This is a genomic window from Lysinibacillus odysseyi 34hs-1 = NBRC 100172 (assembly GCF_001591965.1).
Lineage (GTDB): Bacteria > Bacillota > Bacilli > Bacillales_A > Planococcaceae > Lysinibacillus_B > Lysinibacillus_B odysseyi.
Map to the genome: position 1 here is coordinate 244,427 of NZ_BCVX01000003.1, position 23,974 is coordinate 268,400.

Consider the following 23,974-nt stretch of genomic DNA (forward strand, 5'->3'; position numbering starts at 1 on the left):
AAACTAAATCAATGAACGCGAACACCTTAAATAGCTAACGATTAAACGTGTTTTTACTAATACAAAGGAAAAGCACGATGTCCAAGTGGTAAGTTTTCAAATATGAGACGAGCCTCAACTAAAATTAACAGAAAAGGTGGATACAACAACTTTCAAAAATGACAAAAAACCTTGAGAGTTTTACCTCTCAAGGTCTTAGAGTGAAGACAAAGCCGTTTTATGACTTTGTCGTCACGTATTTTTATATAATGACGCAAAAAGAAGTTTTACCTAGCCTGTCTTGAAAATGCTTGCCAGACAGACGCATTTTTGCAACGATAGCGTAGTGTCAGGAGAAAAGGCACGCCGGCTGAAAAGAACCTAAGCTCCTTTTATTTGTGACAGGAGCAGACGAGCGAGGCAAGCAACGCTGGATGCAAGCGTTTGTTAACAGGATGAACCGCCCCTAGTCCAAGGGCGGTTCATTGTCTATTTTTATAGAGGAATATTACCGTGTTTTTTGTACGGACGGTCTTCATGTTTTGTAGAAAGCATATCTAATGACTGGATCAGCTTGATACGTGTTTCACGAGGGTCGATTACATCATCTACCATGCCGCGTGATGCTGCAACATACGGGTTGGCGAACTTTTCTTTGTACTCCTCGATTTTTTGGGCGCGTGTTGATTCTGGATCAGCCGATTTTGCAATTTCTCCTGCATGGATAATATTAGCTGCACCTGCTGCTCCCATTACAGCAATTTCTGCGTTTGGCCAAGCAAATACTAAGTCTGCACCGATCGCCTTTGAGTTCAGCGCTACGTATGCTCCACCATATGCTTTACGTAAAATGACAGTAATTTTCGGTACTGTTGCTTCTGAGTAAGCATAAAGGATCTTCGCACCGTGGCGGATAATCCCGCCATGCTCTTGTTTAACCCCTGGGAAGAATCCAGATACATCCTCAAACGTAATGACTGGTACATTAAATGCATCGCACGTACGGACAAAGCGTGCCAGCTTGTCAGAGGAGTCGATATCTAGACCGCCTGCAAGGAATTTTGGCTGGTTACATACAAGACCTACCGATTCTCCAGCGATACGGGCAAATCCAACAACAATATTTTTTGCAAATTCTTTTTGAACTTCCATAAATGAGCCTTCGTCTACTACAAGCTCAACTACTTTACGAACATCGTACGATTTTGTTTGGTCGATCGGCACTACATCAACAAGCTCTGAACGATACTCGTCTCCCATCGTATATTCAACTTTTGGCGCTTTTTCTTTATTGTTCTGCGGTAAGTAAGAAAGCAGATCCTGAATTTGTTTAATCGCTTCTTCTTCAGTTGCTGCGCGGAAATGAGCATTCCCTGATACAGCGTTGTGCACTTTCGAGCCGCCAAGACCTTCTGAAGAAATTTTTTCTCCTGTTACTGTTTCGATTACTTTTGGTCCAGTAATAAACATTTGAGATGTTTTATCCACCATAAGGATAAAGTCAGTGATGGCAGGTGAATATACCGCTCCGCCGGCACAAGGCCCCATAATGACAGAAATTTGCGGGATTACGCCTGAATAAATAGAGTTGCGATAGAAAATGTGGCCGTATCCGTCTAATGAAAGTACACCTTCTTGGATACGGGCACCGCCAGAATCGTTAATGCCGATGAATGGTGTACCATTTTTCGCTGCTAAATCCATCACTGCAGCGATTTTCTTCGCGTGCATTTCACCAAGCGCCCCGCCAAATACTGTGAAGTCCTGTGCAAATAAATAGACGTTACGACCGTTGATTTTACCAAAACCTGTAACAACGCCATCTCCCGGTCCTTCTAATTTTTCCATACCAAAATCGACAGTACGGTGTGTAATAAATGGGTTGATTTCAACAAAAGAACCTTCATCAAGTAACAGGTCGATACGCTCACGGGCAGTCATTTTTCCTTTTTCATGCTGCTTTTCAATACGTGCGTCACCGCCGCCTAATTCAATAATTCCTTTACGGTCATACAGTTCGTTAATTTTATCAAACATGTCTAAAGTAATCGTCATTATTTTTGTTCCCCTTTTCCACTTTTATCACATAATTCGTATAGCACTCCGAAGGAATCTTTCGGATGTAAAAACGCCACTTCAGCGCCTCCTGCTCCTGGACCAGGCTCTTCAGAAAGGAGACGTACTCCTTTTTCTTTCAGCTCAGCCATACGTTCACGAATGCCTGTTACGCCAAATGCAACATGATGGATGCCTTCCCCCCGTTTTTCTAGAAAGCCATAAATGGCACTTTTTTCACTCATCGGCTCCAAAAGCTCCAACTTCACGTTACCTGCATCAATGAATGCCACTTTTACCTGCTGAGACTCCACTTCCTCTACCTTTAATAGCTTGAGTCCAAGCGTCTCCGTGTAATATGTAATACGTTCATCAAGATTTTTGACTGCGATACCAATGTGGTCTACTTTTTCCATGTTAAATACTCCCCTTAAAAGCGGCTGCTGCCACCTAGACTTAACGATACTACTTGAGAATTTTTAGAAATTTGATACACTATTTAAAGATAAAAGAAGGAGCGAGTTGAATGAGCAATAAGAAATTTCAAAAGATCGTTGTTTATGCGATGATAATCATTATGTTAATTTCAACGATTGCGATGGGTGTAGCGATGATCAGCTAAGATGGATGCGAAAAGCATCCGTCTTTTTTATTACATCCCCTTAAAAGATTGCTTAATTGCTAGATAAGCATCCATCTCCTCCATAAACTGATACAAGGCAGCCATTGCTATAAATGTAGGATGATCTTCAGGCAATGGCATTTTAGCAAACTCCACTTTTACTTCTTCCAGCTTTTCTCTGTAAAAACTTGCTGTATTGCCGGAATGTATATTCCTGCTTAACTCCTCCATAAAGACAGATACTAATTCCGCTTGTTGTACTATAACAGGCAGGGCAGTAATTTTCGGTAATACCCTTTCGATAATCTCCAGCTGTTTCTCTCTCATATCAAAATAAAGATAATACAGGTTCTCTTTTCTTGTAAGATGATTTTCAACATCCTGAAAAGCGAGCGCCTTTGCTTTATTTAATACTTGCAAGGCTTCTACAAGTTCCTTACCATCCCAAAGAGTATCGCCCTCTTTTAAATATTTCGCAATTTCAAAAAATATTTTTTTGTAAAGATCCTCAATTTTCAGACGGTAATAGTTCAGCTCCGGCTGGATATCCGGCATATACATATTCACTAGCAGCCCCACTGAATAGCCGATTGCCATCAGCGCTAGCTCATTATAAAGAATGGCCAGCGTAAAATCTGCGATAGAATAAAGATGCATGATAATCACGGCGCTGGAAACAAACCCTGCTGAGACTTTCAGCGAAACAATTGTCGGAATGAACAACAGAAGCATCAAGCCGAGTACAACCGGGCGATATCCAAATATTTCGAAAAATAAATATGCAAGAATGATCGCTACAGAACTTGCCACAACACGGGTATATACCGCATGGATAGATTTTTTCTTAGTAGGCTGTATACATAAGATGGTGAGAATTCCGGCAGCGCTGAAAAACTGTAGATCAAAATACTGAGCGATTGCTATCGCTATGGAAGCACCAACTGCTGTTTTCAGCGTACGATAGCCGATTGAAAACTTTTTCATTGATCGCTCTCCCTCATGCTATTGGTGCAAGCCCTGCTTATGCAGGGCCCACAGCAATAAACGATTATACTTCGTCGCAGTATTCTTCAAAATAGCCTTGTAAGTTTGTTACAACGCTGACAGGATCATGCCCTTCAATTTCATGACGGCCAACTTCTGCTACTACCTGTCCATCCTTTAACAGTATGAAAGACGGAGATGATGGCAGATGCTCTTCACCAAAATGGTAACGTGCCGCTGCTGTCGCTTCTTTATCTTGTCCTGCAAAAACAGTCACTAAATGGTCTGGACGTTTGTCGTAGTGAACACATGATGTTGCTGCCGGACGGGCAATCCCTCCTGCACATCCGCATACTGAATTCACCATTACAAGCGTTGTTCCTGGACGGGCAAACGCTTCTTCTACCTCTTCAGGTGTACGTAATTGCTCATAACCTGCAGCGTCCATTTCTGCACGAGCTGTTGTTGTAATTTGCTGCATGAATAAATCGTAGTCCATATTCATCGATTATCGCTCCTTTCACAATACCATTTTATCATAGCAAGTTCGGCATTCCTTGCAAAGTGCTTATCGGAAAGAATGAAATGTTTTCATACAATTTATTCCCCATCGCCGACAAAAGGAGACCCTATTCTTGAAATAGCTGATTCACACCCTGTGTGACAGTCAACTGGCCATTTAAAATAGCCTTTTCTAAATCCCTCACCTGCACTTTACGTGATGGATTATTGTAAAACGAATCAACCAAATGATCCGTAATCATCGTATGGAACCAATCACGGGTTTGCTCATGGCGGCGCACTGTCCAATAATTTGATTTTTTTGTTGTTTCCTCGAAGGTCTCCAACATCTTCCACACTTCGTCCAACCCTGTTTTTTCCAATGAAGAAGCAGCAAGCGATGCGCTGACCCATCCAGGTGTAGATGGCTGCAGAAAGTGTAAAATCTGTTTATATTCCTGGACAGTCCTGCGGGCAGGGCGCATATTATCGCCATCTGCCTTATGGACTAAAATGGCGTCTGCCAATTCCATAATCCCTTTTTTCATCCCTTGCAGTTCGTCTCCTGCCCCCGTAAGGACAAGCAGCAGGAAAAAATCAACCATTCCACGGACATATGTCTCGCTTTGGCCGACGCCAACCGTTTCAATTAGTATGACATCATAGCCGGCTGCTTCACAGAGAAGCATCGTTTCACGTGTCTTTTTATGGACACCGCCCAATGTACCGGCTGAGGGTGATGGACGGACAAAAGCATTTTCCTGACGAACAAGTTCTTCCATCCGGGTTTTATCTCCTAAAATACTCCCGCCCGATAGAGAGGAGCTTGGGTCAATCGCAAGTACGGCTACTTTTTTTCCCATCTTGCAAAGCATCGTACCAAAAGCCTCAATAAAAGAGGATTTTCCGGCTCCTGGAACACCCGTAATACCGATTCGAATACTGTTTCCTGTAAAAGGCAGCAGCTCTTGCAATAAAGTTTGTGCCTGCTCCTTATGCGCGGTATTGGAACTCTCAACAAGCGTAATTGCCTTGGAAAGCGAAGTACGTTTCCCTGTGCGCACGTCATTTGCCAGGGCAGGGATATCAAGCTGCTCTTGCTTTTTCTTCCGGAATCGCTTCGGTGATGACTGATTCATACCATCATGACCACCTTTCACACCTTCCATTACAATTAAGCCTTTATCTTCCATCCCCTTGAAGTATTCCATTAGTTGGCCACTTCCTCGTAGCCCAGCTGTTTATAGATTTCCTCAATTAGTTTTTGAGCCGCTACCGGAATAACTGTGCCAGGTCCGAAGATTGCTTTTGCCCCGGCTTCATATAAGAAGTCATAATCCTGTGCAGGAATGACACCGCCGCAAATTACGATGATGTCTTCACGCCCTAATTTTTTCAGTTCAGCAATCAGTTCCGGTACTAATGTTTTGTGTCCTGCAGCAAGCGAGGATACCCCTACACAGTGTACGTCATTTTCCACAGCCATTTGAGCTGTTTCAGCCGGTGTCATGAATAATGGCGAAATATCTACATCAAAGCCAAGGTCGGCATAAGCTGTCGCTACCACTTTTGCACCCCGGTCATGGCCATCCTGCCCCATTTTTGCAACTAGAATACGAGGACGGCGCCCTTCATTTTCTAAAAATTCTTCCGTCATTTGTTTTACTTCCGCAATTTGCTCGTCATCTGCAAAATTCGATGAGTAAACACCAGAGATAGACCGAATGACCGCTTTATGACGGCCTGAAACTTTTTCGATTGCGTCGGAAATTTCCCCCAATGAAGCACGGGCGCGTGCCGCATCGACAGCTACAGTAAGCAAGTTTTCAGAACCATCCTGTGCAGCTTTTGTTAAGCGGGCCAAATGTTTTTGAACTTCTTCCTCATTGCGTTCTTCTTTCATTTTTTCCAAGCGTTCGATTTGTTTTTGGCGTACGACTGTATTATCAATATCGAGAATATCAATCGGCTCTTCTTCCGCTAGCCGGTATCGGTTAACACCAACAATCGTTTCTGCCTTCGAGTCGATTTTCGCCTGACGTTTAGCCGCAGCTTCTTCGACTTTCATTTTCGGCAAACCTGTGTCGATTGCTTTTGCCATGCCGCCAAGCTCTTCGATTTCTTCGATTAACGCCCATGCTTTTTCCTGTAGTTCTTCTGTTAACTTCTCCACATAATAAGAACCACCCCATGGATCGATCACTTTCGTCATACCCGTTTCTTCCTGTAAGAACAGCTGGGTATTACGGGCGATACGGGCCGAGAAGTCTGTAGGCAACGCAATTGCTTCATCTAGCGCATTTGTATGAAGAGACTGCGTATGTCCCATTGCCGCAGCGTTTGCTTCGATTAACGTTCGGGTCACATTGTTAAATGGATCTTGTTCTGTTAATGACCATCCGGACGTCTGAGAGTGTGTACGTAATGCCAGCGATTTGCTGTTTTGCGGATTGAACGTCGACATCATTTGTGCCCAAATACGGCGTCCTGCACGCATTTTTGCTACTTCCATGTAGTAGTTCATGCCAATTGCCCAGAAGAACGACAAGCGCGGTGCGAATTTGTCAATTTCAATGCCTGCCTGTAAACCTGTGCGCACATATTCGAGACCGTCAGCAAGCGTGTAACCAAGCTCGATATCGTTTGTCGCACCTGCTTCTTGTATATGGTAGCCTGAAATAGAAATGGAGTTGAATTTCGGCATGAATTTGGATGTGTATTCAAAAATATCAGCAATAATTTTCATCGACATTGCCGGCGGATAAATGTACGTATTACGCACCATATATTCTTTTAAAATATCATTTTGTATCGTTCCTGCAAGCTTGTCCGGTGTTACACCCTGCTCTTCTGCCGCTACAATATAGAATGCAAGAACCGGTAATACAGCACCATTCATTGTCATCGAAACGGACATCTGGTCAAGAGGGATGCCATCAAATAAAATCTTTGCATCTTCCACTGAGTCAATTGCCACCCCGGCTTTTCCCACGTCGCCTGTTACACGCGGATGATCCGAATCATAGCCGCGGTGTGTTGCTAAGTCGAAAGCTACTGACAGACCCTTTTGTCCCATCGCTAAGTTGCGGCGGTAAAATGCATTGGACTCTTCCGCTGTCGAGAATCCTGCATATTGCCGTACCGTCCAAGGACGAGCCACATACATTGTCGGATATGGTCCGCGCGTATTTGGTGCAATACCTGCTACGTCTTTTGTATGTTTAACATCTTTAATATCCTCTGCCGTGTATACAGATTTTACTTCGATTCCTTCATTCGTCAAAAACGTGCCGTTTGCTTCTACTTGCTCTGCCTTTAGCACATCTTCGATAACAACTGATTTAAAGTCTGCGCTCATCGTTGTACCTCCTTCATGCTGGCAGTGACAGCTCTTAATTTTTCAATGATGTTTTGACCCGCGAAAATAAAGCCGTTCAAGCCCTTTGATAGCCATGCATCTGCTTCTTCTTTAAATTTGCCCGCTGCGTCCAGCACGATGTGGGAAGGTTTGTCAGCAAGTAAAGCAGGAACCAGCTCTTTCGTATCATCATCTGTTGCTACTATACAAACATAATCAGCATCTGCTTGCGCCAGCCATGCTTTTGCTGCGTCAATTGTATCCAAAGCACCTGATTGCTCAGGAGAGATACCTGCTGTATTAAAGAAACCAGCTACAAAGTCTGCGCGTGGTTTAAAGTTTTTAAGCTCCCCAAAAGTTAACATCGCAATTTTAGCATTCGCTGCTGCAAATTCCTTGCGTAAATTTTCAAACGGAATAGCTAAACGCTTTACGTCACTAAATTGCGGATTTTCTTCGATAGGCAATTCATCGACAGGATTTGCATAAATATTTGTCCCAATTAATGAATGTTTACGTGTTTCCACTTCTGTAATCCGCTGTTTGTAAACCTCTTCAATTTGTGTGGAGATTGTCTCTTTATAGGCTTCAATGCCGCCTGCTTCCTCAATCTCCAGGAATAAGGCCCAAGCAGCTTTTACGTAATCAGCTGTTAATGATTCGATGAAATAAGAACCGCCAGCTGGATCCAGTACATTTAGTACATGTGATTCTTCATTAATGACTAACAATGCATTTTGGGCAATCCGTGTTGAAGTAGCTGTAGGTTTCGTTAATACATCATGAGGGTGTACGGTCAATACATCCGCTCCGCCGATTGCACCTGCAAAGGCTTCGTTTCCGGCGCGTAATAGGTTGACATAAACATCTACCTTTGAGAAGCTCCGTACAGAAGTTTCTGCAACAATCGGTACTGCAATTGCCTGTACTCCAACTCCAGCAGCAAAGGCCTTCCATAGTACTTTAAACGCGCGCAGTTTCGCAATCTCAGCAAAAAACTGTGTATCGATGGCAAAGTTCACAAAGAACTTTGAAGCGAATGCTTCATAAGAGTCAGCTGTTTTTAACTGTTTTGCTGCAAGAGCTAGAGCTAGGGCCAACTCCTGTACGGCATTTGCTCCATCATTATGATAGGGAATCGTATTTGCTCCTAAAGTACGCACTTTTGAATAGCCCTTTAAATTAACGGCCCCTTTACTGATAATAAATCCTTCCACACTATCTCGTTTATTCTCTTCTATTCCATTAAACACTTTTAAAAGAGGGTCGTTTTCATTTTCCACCATAAGCTTAAAAGAATATTCAGTTAAATAATCTGATAGTTTTGCTGTAAATTGCCCGTCTACTGTAAAAGGTAGACGACTGTCTATAGTGATAATATTATTTCCTCGACTTAAGCTCTCGTCCAAGTTACTGAAAAATTGATCAGGTGAGTCTCCCGTAATTTGCTGTGCGATTTGTACTCCATTCGTCGCCGATAACGCACGGATAGTCGCTACTTGTTTTTCAAGCTGATCACCAAGCTTTTCTACCAGCATTTCTTGTGTGTAGAGTGGCTCTAATGTTACCCCTTCGATCGTTTTTGTGAACAATGATTCAAACGGTTTACCTTTTAATGCTTTAATCGCTTGTTCTTCCCATTGCTCATAACTAGCTGTCTGAAATTCAATTTCTTTCATGTTAGTTGACATGTGGACGCTAATCAGCTTCCCCCCTTACTATTTTATACTCATTATTTTACATGAGAATGCGCTTACACGAAAGCATAAAAAACCAAAGGAAGCCTATATTAACGGGCTTCCTTGAAGTTGTCAGTAGACTGACATCGTATTTTTATTCGTGTTTTCGAGTATTTCTTTCACTCTTTTTAGAAATTTCCCACAGATCAGTCCATCTAGTATTCTGTGGTCTAATGATAAACAAAGATTTACCATATTCCTTGCGGCGAACATATTATCGCCAATAATTACCGGTTTTTTAACAATACTTTCCACTTGTAATATAGCAGCTTGTGGGTAATTAATGATTCCCATTGATTGAACCGATCCGAATGAACCTGTGTTATTAATAGTGAAAGTACCACCAGCAATATGCTCTGGACGTAGCTTTCCGGCTCTTGCTAAAGAAGAAAGCTCCTGAATTTCTCTAGCAATTCCTTTCACTGATTTTTCATCAGCATGTTTTATAACAGGCACGAATAAACGATCCTCTGCAGCGACAGCAATGGACATATTGATATCCTTCTTCTGGATGATTTTATCGCCTGCCCACGTAGAGTTGATCATAGGGAATTCTTTAAGCGCCTGTGCGACTGCTTTTAGGAAGAAAGGGAAATACGTAATATTAAATCCTTCCTTCTTCTTAAATTCGTCTTTAATGGAATCACGGTATGCTACTAAATCCGTCACATCCACTTCCATCATCATCCATGCATGCGGAATTTCCTGAACACTTCTTACCATGTTGTTTGCGATTACTTTCCGGATATTTGTGACTGGAATTTCGATATCCCCCGATGAAGAACCTACTGCTGCATCCTTCTCCACCTGTAAATCAGGTTTTACTGCTTCCGCTGCTGGAGCAGGAGCCGCCATTTCCTGCTGAACTGGCTGTACGCTTACAGTCTGTTTACCTGAAGCGATAAAGGCTAACACGTCCTTACGGGTAATACGTCCCTCTTGACCTGTACCTTGGATGCTGTTTAAATCTATGTCATGCTCAGCCGCAAGTGCCAGAACCGCCGGAGAATATCTCGCTTTTCCTTTCGGTTTACGCAGTTCACGGGCTGGCTGTGCCTCTTCCTTTTGCGGAAGTGGCTTATGAACACCTGCATTCATAATAGCATCACTTACATTGGACTTCTTTGGTTCAGGAGCGGCAGGCAGCTCCTCCTTACCTTCAATTTCAATAGAGCATACGACAGCTCCTACCGGCAGCGTTTCTCCTTCTTCAGCAAGCAGTTCCTTCACTACCCCTGTAAATGAGGACGGAATTTCTGCCTGTACTTTATCTGTATTCACTTCCGCCAGTGGATCGTATTTGTTGACTTTATCGCCCACTTTAACGAGCCAGCGTTCAATTGTACCTTCAGTTACACTTTCTCCAAGTTGAGGCATCGTAATATTTTGTATCATAACGGTTCCCTCCTAAAACGCTGCGAGTTCACGCATTGCTCGTTCTATTTTTTCTGGATTGATCATGAAGAATTTCTCCATAGTTGGTGCATATGGCATGGAAGGGACATCCGGACCCGCAAGACGCTGAATTGGTGCATCAAGCTCGAACAGACAATGCTCAGCAATAATAGCCGCCACTTCGCTCATGATGCTTCCCTCTTTATTATCCTCTGTTACGAGTAGAACCTTTCCTGTTTTTGAAGCCGCTTCAATAATTGCCTCCCGATCGAGCGGATATACCGTACGTAAATCAAGAATGTGCGCTTCAATTCCATCAGCAGCAAGGCGCTCTGCCGCCTGCAGTGCAAAATGAACGGCAAGACCATAGGTGATGACTGTTACATCGTCTCCTTCTCGTTTTACATCTGCTTTTCCAATCGGCAGTGTGTAATCATCAAGCGGCACCTCCCCTTTAATAAGGCGGTATGCACGCTTATGCTCAAAGAATAATACAGGATCTTCATCGCGAATTGCTGCTTTCAGCAACCCTTTTGCATCGTAAGGAGTTGATGGAATAACGATTTTCAATCCTGGTGTACCGGCAAATAAAGCTTCAACGGATTGCGAATGGTATAAAGCCCCATGTATCCCACCTCCGAACGGAGCACGTACGACTAAAGGACATGACCAGTCATTATTGGAACGGTAACGGATTTTTGCGGCTTCAGATACAATCTGGTTCACTGCAGGCATGATAAAGTCGGCGAACTGCATTTCGGCAATTGGCCGCATACCATACATAGCAGCACCGATGGCGACACCCGCGATAGCACTTTCAGCTAACGGTGTATCAAGTACACGCTGTTCTCCAAACTGCTCATACAGGCCCATTGTCGCTTTAAAGACGCCACCTTTACGCCCAACGTCCTCACCTAATATAAAAACGCGTTCGTCGCGTTCCATCTCTTCTTTCATTGCTAGATTAATAGAATCAATATAGGACATTACCGGCATTACTCGCCACTCCCTTCAGCATATACATATTTAAGCGCATGCTCTGGAACGGCATAAGGCGCTGCTTCTGCATAATCAGTCGCCTCATTGACGATTTCAGCAATTTTCTCATTAAGCTGTTGCAGCATTTCTTCTGTCGCTGTACCCGTTTCTTTTAAATAATTTTCGAAAAGAAGAATAGGATCTTTAGCACGGCCTTCTTCAATATCCTCCGCTGTACGATATTGGCGGTGGTCATCATCTGAGGAATGGGCAGTTAATCGGTACGTGACCGTTTCAATTAAACTCGGCCCTTCTCCCCTGCGTGCCCGGTCTGCAGCTTCTTTAACGACCTTATATACTTCAAGTGGATTTTTCCCATCAACTGTTACGCCGGGCATACCATAACCGATTGCACGATCAGATACTTTCGCACAGCCCAATTGACGTTCGACAGGCACCGAAATGGCATACTGATTATTTTCAACCATGATAATTACAGGAAGCTTGTGCACTCCTGCAAAGTTTGCCCCTTCATGGAAATCACCTTGGTTGGAGGAACCTTCTCCGAGTGTTGTAAAGGTAATGAAATCCTTTTGCTGCATTTTCCCTGCAAGCGCTACTCCAACTGCATGCGGCACCTGCGTCGTTACTGGAGAAGAACCTGTTAAAATACGGTTCTTTTTCTGACCGAAGTGACCCGGCATTTGACGGCCGCCGGAATTCGGGTCTTCTGCTTTGGCGAATGCCGACAGCATCAGATCCTTTGCTGTCATGCCAAAATGCAGCACTACTCCCATATCACGATAGTACGGGGCAATATAATCTTTTGTATGATCTAATGCGAAGGCTGCTCCGACTTGTGCTGCCTCCTGTCCTTGACAAGAAATTACAAATGGGATTTTCCCTGCTCTGTTCAGCAGCCACATACGCTCATCTAATCTTCTGGCAAGAAGCATTGTTTCGTACATTTTTAGAACATCTTCGTTTGTTAAACCTAAACTTTCATGATGCAGCATCTCTTCCATGCGAACATCCCCTTTCCCTTATCGACTATGCTTTCTCACTTCAATGGCTTTGATTTAAGTCATACTAAATCAAACCCGTATGAGGGCGAAAAGCTTTCACTACGTACAGCAGGTGTACAATTAAAAAAACGCTTTATCTTGCCTGCCAATAAAAGACACAGCCCTCAGCTAAAAAGTTAAAAATGGAGCGCTTTTCCTTCAACAGCCAAAGCTGCTTCCCCGATGACTTCGCTTAAGGATGGATGCGGATGAATAGCCGCTCCTATCTCCCATGGTGTAGCATTCAGGAAAATACCAAGAGCTGCTTCGGAAATCAAGTCCGTAGCATGCGGACCTATTATATGGACACCTAGCACATCATTCGTTTCCTCGTCGGCAACAATTTTCACAAAGCCTTCTGTATCTCCGTGGACAAGCGCTTTTCCGACAGCCTTAAAAGGAAATTTACCGACCTTCGTTTTAAAGTCTCTTTCACGCGCCTGCTGTTCCGTTAACCCAACACTCGCTACCTCCGGGTTTGAATAAACACAGCGTGCAATATTTTCATATTGCAGACTATCTTGCTTAATTCCTGCAATATGTTCTATCGCTCTGATTCCTTCGTGAGAAGCTACATGGGCCAGCTGCATTCCTCCGATAACATCTCCGATGGCATATATATGACTCTCACGTGTTTGATAGTTTCTATTCACTTTTATGCAAGCGTTTTCAATTTCGATTTCAGTGTTTTCTATCCCGATATTTTCAATGTTGGCGGAACGGCCGACAGAAACGAGCATTTTATCCGCTTTAAAGACTTCTCCACTTTCCAGCGCTATAGATACACCTTCTTCTGAAGAAACGAGCGTAGAAACATCCATTTTGGCTCCTGTTACAATATGCACATTGCGCTTTTTCAGCAATTTGTTTATTTCCGAGGAAATATCCTCATCTTCTGTTGGAAGGATACGGTTTCCGTATTCAAGTACCGTTACTTCCACATCAAAATCCGCCAGCATAGATGCCCACTCTATACCGATCACTCCTCCACCAACAATAATGATAGACTTTGGTAAATCTTCAAGAAGTAAAGCATCATCAGATGTAAGAATGGAGCGGCCATCTACCGGTATGCCATCAAGTATACGCGGTCTGGATCCCGTGGCAATAATGACGTTCGTCGGTACAAGCATTTCATTTTCCGAGCCATCATCCATTTCTACGGAAATCGTCCCTGGCATTGGTGAAAAAATAGATGGTCCCAGTATTCTTCCTGTGCCATGAAAAACATCAATTTTCCCTTTTTTCATTAAATGCTGAACACCTTTATAAAGTTGATCAACAATCGCGTTTTTTCTCGACTGTACTTGTGTAAAGTTTAACTTAATGCCACCGACATCTATCCCATAATCAGCCGCATTTTTTGATTGAGCATATACCTCTGCACTTCTCAACAGGGCCTTACTCGGGATACAGCCCTTATGTAAACAAGTGCCCCCTAGCTTATCACGTTCAACAACTGCTGTCTTTAATCCTAATTGAGAGGCACGGATAGCTGCTACATAGCCTCCTGTCCCTCCACCTAATATTACCACATCATAGTCTTTTGCCATAAACGAACCTCCTTACAGATAGGAGAAGGGGAAGCCTCGTTCCCCTTCTCATTACTTTCGCATAGATACCAGGAGTTTACCTGCCATTTAAAACGTTTTTTTCGTCTTTTAAAAACTGGCTGCGTGATTTTGCTACCCGGGCTATACGCTGCTCTGCTAAGCGATTAGCTGCTGCATATGTCGGAATATCCTCTTCTTTTGAAATAGCAAAGATCTTTGTCAGACTGTCATAAATTGTTTCCACACGTTTCATAGCACGATCACGGTTATAGCCGTACAGCTCATCCGCTACATTAATAACACCGCCGGCATTAATTACATAATCAGGGGCATATAAAATTCCTTGTTCATGTAAAATTTGGCCGTGGCGTGATTCCTGAAGCTGGTTATTTGCAGATCCTGCAATCACTTTAGCTTTTAATTGGGGAATTGTTTCATCATTGATGATTGCTCCTAAAGCACATGGTGCAAAAATATCTACATCTTGCTTATAAATTTCGTCAGGAGCAACAGCTGTAGCACCAAAATTTTCTACAACCCGATCAATTGCTTTTTGATTGATATCTGTCACGATTAACTTCGCTCCGTCATTATGTAAGTATTCACATAATGTATACGCTACGTTCCCCAATCCTTGAACCGCTATTTTTTTTCCTTCTAGGCTTTCTTCACCGAATGCCTCTTTGGCAGCTGCTTTCATTCCTAAATAAACACCATATGCTGTAACAGGGGAAGGGTTTCCAGAAGAGCCGAATGCTGGTGAAATACCTGTTACATAATTTGTTTCTTCATGAATCATATCCATATCTGTTACCGTTGTACCGACATCTTCTGCCGTTATGTATCGGCCGTTTAATCCTTGAATGAATCTTCCTAAAGCACGGAACATTTCTTCGTTTTTATCTTTGAACGGATCTCCAATAATAACAGTTTTACCACCACCGAGGTTTAGTCCGGCAGCTGCATTTTTATAAGTCATCCCTCTAGCAAGGCGCAATGCATCTTCAATTGCCTCCTCCTCTGAAGCATAAGTCCACATGCGGCATCCCCCAAGCGCCGGGCCTAATGTAGTGTCATGAATGGCAATTATTGCCTTCAAACCAGATTCTTTATCCTGGCACATAATAAGTTGTTCGTAATCATATTTTTCCATGTATTTAAAAATCTCCATAACCTATATCCCCTTTCGCCTTTAAGAACGTTTTTTCTCTTAAATATATCATTTTTCTACTTAAAGCGATTATTATGTTTGTTGAGCAATAATAATTCACCTTATAAATTTACAATACTTTCAATTGTGGAAGAACGCAACTAAAAAAACGCACATACCCCTTATTGAGAATATTCCAATTTTTCTAAACAAAACAACTATTGGCCATTGTTATTGTTAAATAGCGGATTCTTGACTTTCCAATGTGTCATTGTAAAATAAGTATATGATTAGGAGGTTTCTGTATGGCTCGTATGGCAGCGTTTATCGTACTACTTATTCCCGGCTTAATGGCAGCTGCGGGCATTAAGTTTATGCGCGATACATTATTTAGCAATCTACTGTTTCCTTTCCCATGGCTATGGCTCCAATTTATTGTAGGCATTATCTTTTTCCTTGCCGGCTTTGGCTTTTTTGCAGGATTCCTGCTTCACCGTGACAGAAAAAAGGGAAAGGTGGCTGCACGATGGCAAAAAAAAACTGTCCCTTCCGTGGAGGAACGCAAAGAGGTGTAACCGTCAATATGGTTACACCTTTTTCTTTCGGTTAGGCTGCTTTTTAGCAAGACGGTCCGGAAAATCCGTAATCCAGCCGGCAACCACTGGGTGCGGCCGCTGCAGGAATGCTTCTTTTCCATCAATGGCATAAAAACGCATAGGTTTTTTTGCTTTCTCGCAAATTTGCAGAAAGCGGGGTTTATAATATCTTTTGTGTGCATGGACAGCATCAATATGTTTCATAGCATCCAATGCTGCCCAATCAAATTTCCTAGTGACAATGATGGCCGTCTCTACGTGTGGGCATTCCTTTTTTATCTTTTCCAGTAAGACATCATGGAACGATGATACATGACTCCCTTTAGGTAAGCTCTGGGATTTTAATAGGCGAATCATGGGGTCTAGATTGTCGATCAATGACTCTTTCAGCTCGATATTCAGCTTCACATTATGCTTATTTGCCCACTCAAGAACTTTTTCAAAGGTGGGTATGCGTTTGTTGCCAATGAAGCGGAAAAAGGTCCTTCTGCCAATCCGAAAGTTACAAAGCTCTTCATCCGTACAGTCATGAATGAATTTATCGACTCCTGTTAGCCTTTTTAAGTTCAAGTCATGGTACACAAACACTGTGCCTTCCTTCGAGCATTGGACATCCAGTTCAATGCCATCTGCATGTAAAGCAATGGCTTTTTCAAAAGCCTCCATACTATTTTCCAGTACATAAGCGGAGGCACCTCTATGCGCGTATACCGGGATATTATTTACCATTAGACATTCAACTCTCCAAACTCCAGTAGAAATTTGCCGTTCGTCTCTTTTGACAAAATTGATGCCTTTCTGCCAACTTGAATAAACGTGCCAGGGTAAGCTGTTTTCGTTACGACAATTTCCTCTTTCCCTACATTTCGCAAATCATTCATCATCTGCTTAATTTCCTGGTCAATATATGCCGCTTCATCCTTTTGGCGCTGCAAATTCTGCTTCGCCTGTTCTAATGCAGCCAGCTGCTGGGAGTTCAACTGAACATTATCTAGCCGATTCACCTGTTCTTCAAGTTTCATTGTTTCTTCATGCAAACCTTTTAAGTATGTTGCTTTATCTTGAATATGTGCATATGCCTCTTCTTTATTCACACTATTGATAATAAGTTCGGTACGTCTTTCTAGGCGATTTCCGGAAATTGAAGTAACAATTTGTTTTTTTGCTACCGCCTTCCCCCCTATAATCTTACCCTTGCGTTCATCCACAAGGATGGAAGTGGCTTTTAAATTGGAACCGATTGCATAAAATCCTATACTAATGCTCTGTCCCGCTAATAAATTTGCTTCATTCACATGCTTCACAAAAATATTACCTCCAGCTTCTACACGTGTTTCTCCTAAACCAAAAATCCCACCCCGAATATAAATATCCCCTTCAATCGATTTGATCAGCTTTGCTCCTGAAACACCCTCCGGCCCTTCAATCGAAATATCTCCCTTGGCAATAACAGAATAGCCAGGCTGAACTGATCCCCGGATACTAATGGATCCTTCAAAATCTATATTACCTGTCTCTATTCCTACATCACCGTTAACAGGAAGATGGTGATTGACAGAAATCTGTCCCTGGCTGTGTTCAAGTACCCCTCCTATACGTGAACGGAGAATGATTTTGCCTTCCTCTTCTACCTCATAAGCTGATTTTCTATCATATTTTAAACTAGCATCCCTTCCCGGCGGGGCAGGAATGACTTCTCCATGAATCGTCATGCCATCAATACCCGGCTGGGGTGGAATTTTTTCTCCTAACCAAGATCCTTCTTTAATTTCATGTATAAAATTCATATCATAATAATCCGCTTTTCCGTCTTCACGGATAACAGGTTTTCGTTCTGGAATTTCTAAATAAGTAATTTGTGCATCTGCCCCCTTTACTGGTGGCGTACCTTGAGCAATTAATATCGCCTTTGCCGGAATAATCTTGTCCGTATGTAGAGGTAAAGTCCCGTGAATAATCCGATTGTCCTGTAATAACTTAGTCACTTCACTAGCTAATTTTTCCTTATGAGAGCGAATATATTCTGCTGTCTCGTTAATAAAGAGAGAAGCCGTCATTTTATCGCGGGAAACTTCAATTTCGATCTGCGGAAGCCACTGTCCGACCTCTATAGGACTTGAGCCAACCTTTGTTAGTACATTTTTTAAAAGCGCAAAATTTGTTAATTTAATCCGGGGAAAACTACGTAGAATGCCGTCAAATTCCTTAAGGGGGTATCCCGATTGAGCAGTTAATAAATATACTTTTCCGTTCTTTTCAGTAATTTCAATATAGTCATTTTTATATACGAGCACGCGAATCCTCCTTTCCCTTATAGATTAGTATATACAATCAAAAATGGTTTGTTTAGAAATAAACGGCAATTTTCAGAACATATTGCTTTTTTCTCATTTTCGCTTTTCTCTTTTTCCCTCTTTCGCCTCTCAAAAAGTATCTTAATTTTCTAAAAGATGCTTTTTGGGAGTACAAAAGTATTAGAAAGATTTTTATGCACTGTTAATATCAACCCGCTGATAAAGAAAAAAAGAGCGCTCCACTTAAAGTGAGCGCTAAAATGTTTATATCAGCAACATGACATAAACAACATAAAGAAAGGAGGTAAAACGTATCAAGATAGCTTACTAGTCTACATTTACCCCCTGTTACCTATTTTAAACCCGTTATTTGGATCTTTCATATTATTGGTGTTCTATAATCGTAATCTCTCGTTTTAAGTCTTGCACCGTGGTAATATCCAACATCGCTGCTTTACAATATCGTAAATACATGATAATTTGTTCCGTAATTTCATCAGCTACAAGACCTTTACAATTCACTTCATCTTGTACGATGCGCTGAATGTTCGTAAATGTCCGAATATCCATTTTGTGATGTTTTGCCAAATCAAATGCACGTAATAAGCCGCCTGTGTTCAATCCAATCCCTCCTAGAGAAGTGTCCAAGATGAAACAAGAATTATGCACGATCCACTTTAATATGTTTTTATCCAGATACCTACACTTTTAAACTAGCGAAATTAGCTCGCCGCCATCTCAATCCGGACCTTGTCCGCAATCATGGCGATGAATTCACTATTTGTCGTAGAGAAAGAAATTTCGAAATCCCGTATTATTATAGTTAACGATCATACTACGTAAGTTTAGCGGTCATTCTAGGCCAACCTTCGCAGTTTTTAACGTTCTTTATTTACCGATCATTTTACACTCGCAATACCTAAATAAACCTCCGATATCTAAGACATTTGATAGTATCGTTTGATATACTTATATACTTTTGTACCGGTACTACTTGCTTCGCGATGGTTTAAATATACATGACCGATAAATAAAACGCAAGAACGAAAATTGTCGAATCCGTTGGGGCTCTAAGTCTGATTGCGTCACGTTTACGTCGAATATTGACGTCGTTCCAGATAGTAAGCGAAAATAAGTCTGTTAATCAATCCGTATTTGGTAAATCATTTCTTATGCGTATTTAATAGCACCTTGGTCACGTATTTCGTCTACTCGACCTTTATACAATAAAATTGCTGCCAGCGGATCATTACTCGGTACATAACTGACTTCCTATGCAAAAAGTTTCCGTTAGTTTCGCGTCCATTTCCCCACTTATATCTCCCCCAAGTGAAAAAATATTCCGTGGATTGTTAGGATCCCTTTTACAGCATACTCCGTATGGGGGCTTTTGGGGCAGCAAATATGGATACCCTCTAAAGTTATTACTTAAGATGATTTTATGGTTTTTTCATAAATGTAAACTTCATTTCCTAGTTGAAGGCTAATAACTAATAGAAGTTATAATCAGCGTAGAAATCGTTTATGATGACGTACACTCCTTCACTTAACTCGATTACCATGCATTTCAACCTCCTGTTTTCAACTGCTTATATCATCATATCGTACATGCAATATAGCATTAACACTTATTTACGAAAAATTGTACAGCGATATAATTTGCGTATAATAGAGTGAAGGAAAGGCGGCACACCCATAAAAAAGCAAAAATAAACTTAGTTAAAATTTTTAAATCTTGAGATATGACCCAGGCTCAACTTGCCGAATTAGCTGAAGTACGACCAAATGCAATCAGCAACCTTTTGCCGAGGCTATGTAGATCGCTTATCTATTGAGCATATCGAGAAAATTTGCAACGCTCTTGGAATGGTTGAGATTAGCGAGCTCATACAACTAGTTGAAAAATAAAAAAACGCCTCCAACAAAAGGAAACGCTAATCTTCAATATTTAGAAAAAATTGCGGGTACTACTTGATGCAGCACATAATACAGTCCAACACCTGCTCCAATCGCGACAACCATATGCATCGCGATCCACCTCGTTGTTTTTGTTTTTTTGTGAGCCGCATGGCCGTTAATTATACTGGTGGTGTAAGTGTGGAAAATGTGTTGGACTTACGGGAAAGCAACTGCTCGACGTCAATTAGTCTGAGTGTACAAAAGTCAGAAAAGATTGATGGTAAAAGCTATCAATTTTCTAAATAGGAAATTGGATACGGAGAATACACTGCTGTATCTCCATCTTCCTCTCTCTTTAAAATGATAATAAAATCTGCCCCATTACTTGCATCCCCTCTAGGAATTGGAATAATCATGGCAGGGCATCTCAATTCATTACTATATTTTTTTAATTCCTCATTAAAGTTATTTAGAGCAAACGTCACACGTTTGTCTATAAGAGCAAACAATTTATCCACTCCACCTGTTTTCAAATCAAAATAATCAGGGTTGCTCTCTCTCTTCTCAATTAATTTCTCTTTGTATTCAGAAACTGTTAAAAAACAAAACTCCCAATCAAGAGGAAAAAGCCCTCCACCTAACCAATATGTATGCATCATTTATACCTCCTCTTTTTATATTCACTAATCTTGTACGTAGGCATATAATCTTCAGCTGAATTATAACCTTCCCAAAACGTCATTTGGCGATTTTTTGCTCTTAACATTGTAAATCCGCATTTTTCTGATATAATCTTCCAATAGTTTGAAGACCCCTTTTGCACGGCTAGTTCAACGATAAAATATTTACCCCACTCATTTCTGTTACACTGTAGCACAAAAGAACATACCGGCATCTTATAATCCTCATCATAGGTTCCTCGATTGTCTATTAAATACGGAGATACACTTCTTCAACAATTTGGACACCCTTCAATAAATGATTGGTATTGAATTTTATGATCCTTTACATATCCTGTAATCAACTTCACTAACTCCATTACCCCTCTATAAATTTAGATACAACTATATTTCGAATAATATACTAATTTACCATAATGAAATAGTATTTTATATTATTTACGATTGGTTTATATCTTCAAATTTTAGCAGAATGGCTGCTCGCTCCAGGAAATCGGCGCACAGTCGTTACCTACTGTCGCAAGACACGAAGGAAAACGTATCAAGCGACAATAAGTAGCGACCATATAATTTCAGCGTCATGAGGACGTCCGAGGTTTCTTCGTATGCTTCCCGTTGGTCGGCAGCTTTCAATGCATATACACTCGTTTAATTATCGTCCTAAACGTGCGGTAATCGTACTTCTATCCGCTTGTGTATATTTACCGGCTCCTTATGCCTGGATAAACCTACTGCTCCTTTAATGGCAGAGCTCGCCCTTCATTTCTACCATAACGGGAAATGGCTGGATCAGCGATATATTCCGTATTTTGGCGGTGTGACGGACGGCACTGACCAGGTTAGATTAACTTCGAATTAGTGGGCGACCTCGACGCTACTGCCGAAAAATGGCATTGCTAGATAAGCGTATGTGACCTCATTTTTAAAAATGTTAAAGTACATAGTAACAACGCTATTACCACCAGGCAATTTTCAGCGTAGATATTCAGTTGTAAGAAGTCGTCAGTACCGAAAATACTGGCGGCTTTTTTTGTTTAAATATCTAAATTCTCCAATGGGCTATGCTGCCTATATTTGTGCATAATTTCTTTATCAGCAAAATCCAAATAAATTGCGCTTGTTACTTCGACGTTGGCGTGATCAAGTAAGCGAGAAAGTGTAGCAAAATCTCCCCCGTTGATTAAATAACGTTTGGCGAAGTTGTTCCTCAGCAAATGAGGTGACACTTGCAAATCTATATCTCTACTCCGAAGTCTGAATGAACGCTCCACACCTTCAATCCGCAATTTAGTTCCTCTATTCGTCTAAAATAGATATGGACTGTCGGCATATCGGTCCTTATATGTCAGCCACGACTTCAAATGATTACGAGTCTTTTGCGAATAATACACAAAGCGCTGCTTACCCGACTTCGTTTTACGCAAAAGAAGCGCGTTACTGCGTAAATCGATATCAGCCGGCACCACTTCTAATAACTCGCCTATCCTAGCGCCTGTATCGAATATTAGCCGTTCAATTATCCAGTCGCGATATTGATCGAACTTCGTGACGTCGAATGTCCTAAAAAACTGTTTTAACTCGTTATCTTCGAGTATTACTTTTACTTTTCGCTCCGACTTGACATTTTTCAAGTCTTTTAGCTGATTCTTCCGGATGACTCGCTCGTTATACAAATGTGAATAGAACGCCTTGTATTGCGGATATAATTCGCAACAGTCGTCCTACTGACCGGCTTGCCACAGTCTGCTCGTCGCCCGGATAACTCACTGGCGTCTTCGCAAAACTTGCTTGAAACTTGCCTCGATCCTCGATTGAACGGATATAAGCTTGTAAATGGTCCGCCGTAACGTCTTTCACATCGTCAATAGCAAATGTGTCCAACATATAACGGACAAACAGCTTTAACGTCTGCTCATACGAACTTAACGTCTTTTTAGATAATCCTTTTGCGCTGCAATCGAGCATGTAACGGTCAATTCCGATTAAAAACAGGCTTAATGTCATAAAAAATACGCCTCCCAAAACAGTCGTTAAAAACTGTCCTAGAAGGCGCTCTAATTTTCGTAATATAATCGTTATCTATAATAAGTTTACTAGTCATTTTCCGCTACAAACCTACGCCGCAAATGCCGTCAAATTAACGGTTAGCTAGCCACCATCTCAATCCTGATCTTGTCCGCAATCATGGCGATGAATTCACTATTTGTCGGTTTTGATTTCATATGATGCACTGTATAGCCGAACATTTCGGAGATCGTTTCATAACTTCCCCGATTCCATGCTACTTCAATTGCATGGCGGATTGCACGTTCCACGCGAGAAGGAGTTGTACTAAACTTTTTGGCTATCTCAGGATATAAAATTTTCGTCACTGAACCTAGTAATTCGATATCATAATACACCATTTGAATGGCCTCTCGCAGATAAGAATAACCTTTAATATGAGCCGGTACTCCAATTTCCTTTATAATGCCTGTAATTGTCGTATCGAGCTGACGCTGGTCCATCTTTTGATTTTGTACAGGCTGTAGAATGCTTTTTCTTTTTGGTCCTTCCATTTTCGCCCCGGCAACATGGAGAATTTTCTGTACGAGCTGTTCAAATTCGAATGGCTTCAGCATAAAGTAAGAGGCGCCATAATTTGCGGCCATTTTCATTACATCGTCTTGTCCAAAAGCAGTGAGCATAATAACAGGGATATCTGCTAATTGATCATCGTTATACATAGCTTCCAATACGCCCATTCCGTCAAGATGCGGCATAATGATATCCAGCAGTAGAACATCCGGTTGATACTGTTCTAACATTTTAATACAAACTTTACCATTTGAGGCAGTAAAAATTACTTCAATCGCCTCATGGTTGTCAAAAAAAGTTTCCATCATTTTTACAAGGTCACGATTATCATCAGCAATTGCAACTTTAATTTTTGCCATTCTTTTTCCCCCTATTTACAATTTCCCCTGAAATTTATGCCTACTGACACAATTCTGCTATTTCGACAGTTCAGAAAAAAAACCTTTAAAATTTTTTAAAATGATTAAGTAGTCATACAAAAAACGTCTATTTCGACAGCCACTCCTGAATTTCTCATTTTGTCGATTTTTCGTTACTCTTATTTTAATAA

Annotated in this window: 21 protein-coding genes and 1 pseudogene; 3 read left to right on the forward strand and 19 right to left on the reverse strand. The window is 41.5% G+C overall.

The features are described 5' to 3' along the window. Window positions 1–474: 474 nt before the first annotated feature. Together BOD01S_RS06290 and mce are read right to left on the reverse strand one after the other, a co-directional pair. On the reverse strand, window positions 475–2,034 hold the full coding sequence (locus BOD01S_RS06290) for an acyl-CoA carboxylase subunit beta (protein WP_036158261.1): 1,560 nt from the start codon (window positions 2,032–2,034) through the stop codon (window positions 475–477). Next, window positions 2,034–2,450, reverse strand: coding sequence for a methylmalonyl-CoA epimerase (gene mce / locus BOD01S_RS06295; protein WP_036158256.1), 417 nt, complete (start codon window positions 2,448–2,450; stop codon window positions 2,034–2,036). The genes BOD01S_RS06290 and mce overlap by 1 nt, the downstream gene beginning before the upstream one ends. Before the next feature lie 110 nt (window positions 2,451–2,560). On the opposite strand from mce, the gene prli42 reads away from it, so the two are divergent. Next, window positions 2,561–2,656, forward strand: a complete 96-nt coding sequence (prli42, locus tag BOD01S_RS22870) for a stressosome-associated protein Prli42 (protein WP_156117062.1) — start codon at window positions 2,561–2,563, stop codon at window positions 2,654–2,656. 30 nt (window positions 2,657–2,686) lie between these two features. Here the strand turns inward: prli42 and BOD01S_RS06300 are convergent, their stop codons facing one another. The 10 genes from BOD01S_RS06300 to BOD01S_RS06345 form a co-directional block, all read right to left on the reverse strand. Further along, a complete protein-coding gene (locus BOD01S_RS06300) occupies window positions 2,687–3,640 on the reverse strand; it encodes an aromatic acid exporter family protein (RefSeq protein WP_036158253.1) in 954 nt (317 codons plus the stop codon). A gap of 64 nt (window positions 3,641–3,704) precedes the next feature. Next, on the reverse strand, window positions 3,705–4,145 hold the full coding sequence (locus BOD01S_RS06305; protein WP_036158251.1) for a BrxA/BrxB family bacilliredoxin: 441 nt from the start codon (window positions 4,143–4,145) through the stop codon (window positions 3,705–3,707). A gap of 124 nt (window positions 4,146–4,269) precedes the next feature. Further along, the gene (gene meaB, locus BOD01S_RS06310; RefSeq protein WP_036158248.1) at window positions 4,270–5,352 is read right to left on the reverse strand and encodes a methylmalonyl Co-A mutase-associated GTPase MeaB; all 1,083 of its coding nucleotides are present in this window, start codon (window positions 5,350–5,352) and stop codon (window positions 4,270–4,272) included. Beyond that, window positions 5,352–7,499: a methylmalonyl-CoA mutase gene (gene scpA, locus BOD01S_RS06315; RefSeq protein ID WP_036158245.1), complete on the reverse strand. Its 2,148-nt coding sequence runs from the start codon at window positions 7,497–7,499 to the stop codon at window positions 5,352–5,354. Before scpA ends, meaB begins: the two co-directional genes overlap by 1 nt. Beyond that, window positions 7,496–9,178 carry a methylmalonyl-CoA mutase family protein gene (locus BOD01S_RS06320; RefSeq protein WP_244887286.1) on the reverse strand — a complete coding sequence of 561 codons (1,683 nt, stop codon included), beginning with the start codon at window positions 9,176–9,178 and terminating at the stop codon, window positions 7,496–7,498. Before BOD01S_RS06320 ends, scpA begins: the two co-directional genes overlap by 4 nt. A gap of 132 nt (window positions 9,179–9,310) precedes the next feature. Beyond that, complete coding sequence (locus BOD01S_RS06325) at window positions 9,311–10,633, reverse strand: dihydrolipoamide acetyltransferase family protein (RefSeq protein WP_036158237.1); 1,323 nt, start codon at window positions 10,631–10,633, stop codon at window positions 9,311–9,313. Window positions 10,634–10,645: 12 nt separating this feature from the next. Continuing rightward, window positions 10,646–11,629: an alpha-ketoacid dehydrogenase subunit beta gene (locus BOD01S_RS06330; protein WP_036158234.1), complete on the reverse strand. Its 984-nt coding sequence runs from the start codon at window positions 11,627–11,629 to the stop codon at window positions 10,646–10,648. After that, window positions 11,629–12,627 (reverse strand): thiamine pyrophosphate-dependent dehydrogenase E1 component subunit alpha, encoded by a 999-nt coding sequence (locus tag BOD01S_RS06335; protein ID WP_407655992.1) that lies wholly within the window; start codon window positions 12,625–12,627, stop codon window positions 11,629–11,631. The genes BOD01S_RS06330 and BOD01S_RS06335 overlap by 1 nt, the downstream gene beginning before the upstream one ends. Before the next feature lie 185 nt (window positions 12,628–12,812). Then, window positions 12,813–14,228 (reverse strand): dihydrolipoyl dehydrogenase, encoded by a 1,416-nt coding sequence (gene lpdA / locus BOD01S_RS06340; RefSeq protein WP_036158228.1) that lies wholly within the window; start codon window positions 14,226–14,228, stop codon window positions 12,813–12,815. Between the two features lie 76 nt (window positions 14,229–14,304). After that, complete coding sequence (locus tag BOD01S_RS06345) at window positions 14,305–15,399, reverse strand: Leu/Phe/Val dehydrogenase (RefSeq protein WP_036158225.1); 1,095 nt, start codon at window positions 15,397–15,399, stop codon at window positions 14,305–14,307. A 284-nt stretch (window positions 15,400–15,683) separates the two neighbouring features. On the opposite strand from BOD01S_RS06345, the gene BOD01S_RS06350 reads away from it, so the two are divergent. Continuing rightward, window positions 15,684–15,953, forward strand: coding sequence for a DUF2627 domain-containing protein (locus BOD01S_RS06350; RefSeq protein ID WP_036158221.1), 270 nt, complete (start codon window positions 15,684–15,686; stop codon window positions 15,951–15,953). 12 nt (window positions 15,954–15,965) lie between these two features. Here the strand turns inward: BOD01S_RS06350 and BOD01S_RS06355 are convergent, their stop codons facing one another. From BOD01S_RS06355 to BOD01S_RS06365, 3 genes are all read right to left on the reverse strand, one after another. Continuing rightward, entirely contained in the window at window positions 15,966–16,703 is a 738-nt protein-coding gene (locus BOD01S_RS06355; RefSeq protein WP_036158217.1) for a glycerophosphodiester phosphodiesterase, read from the reverse strand. Beyond that, window positions 16,703–18,268 carry a DUF342 domain-containing protein gene (locus tag BOD01S_RS06360; RefSeq protein WP_036158214.1) on the reverse strand — a complete coding sequence of 522 codons (1,566 nt, stop codon included), beginning with the start codon at window positions 18,266–18,268 and terminating at the stop codon, window positions 16,703–16,705. Before BOD01S_RS06360 ends, BOD01S_RS06355 begins: the two co-directional genes overlap by 1 nt. A 384-nt stretch (window positions 18,269–18,652) precedes the next feature. Beyond that, window positions 18,653–18,889 (reverse strand): hypothetical protein, encoded by a 237-nt coding sequence (locus BOD01S_RS06365; RefSeq protein WP_036158211.1) that lies wholly within the window; start codon window positions 18,887–18,889, stop codon window positions 18,653–18,655. A gap of 1,164 nt (window positions 18,890–20,053) precedes the next feature. Here BOD01S_RS06365 and BOD01S_RS23975 point away from each other — a divergent pair. After that, window positions 20,054–20,176, forward strand: a complete 123-nt coding sequence (locus BOD01S_RS23975) for a helix-turn-helix domain-containing protein (protein WP_143815018.1) — start codon at window positions 20,054–20,056, stop codon at window positions 20,174–20,176. Window positions 20,177–20,457: 281 nt separating this feature from the next. On the opposite strand, the gene BOD01S_RS06370 is transcribed toward BOD01S_RS23975, so the two are convergent. The 4 genes and pseudogenes from BOD01S_RS06370 to spo0A form a co-directional block, all read right to left on the reverse strand. Continuing rightward, entirely contained in the window at window positions 20,458–20,826 is a 369-nt protein-coding gene (locus BOD01S_RS06370) for a hypothetical protein (RefSeq protein ID WP_036158206.1), read from the reverse strand. Between the two features lie 1,055 nt (window positions 20,827–21,881). Continuing rightward, a pseudogene (locus BOD01S_RS23665) lies at window positions 21,882–22,520 on the reverse strand (tyrosine-type recombinase/integrase). Continuing rightward, window positions 22,513–22,851 carry a site-specific integrase gene (locus BOD01S_RS06390; protein ID WP_052124975.1) on the reverse strand — a complete coding sequence of 113 codons (339 nt, stop codon included), beginning with the start codon at window positions 22,849–22,851 and terminating at the stop codon, window positions 22,513–22,515. Before BOD01S_RS06390 ends, BOD01S_RS23665 begins: the two are co-directional and overlap by 8 nt. Window positions 22,852–22,991: 140 nt before the next feature. Then, window positions 22,992–23,783, reverse strand: coding sequence for a sporulation transcription factor Spo0A (gene spo0A / locus BOD01S_RS06395; protein ID WP_036158202.1), 792 nt, complete (start codon window positions 23,781–23,783; stop codon window positions 22,992–22,994). Between the last annotated feature and the right edge of the window lie 191 nt (window positions 23,784–23,974).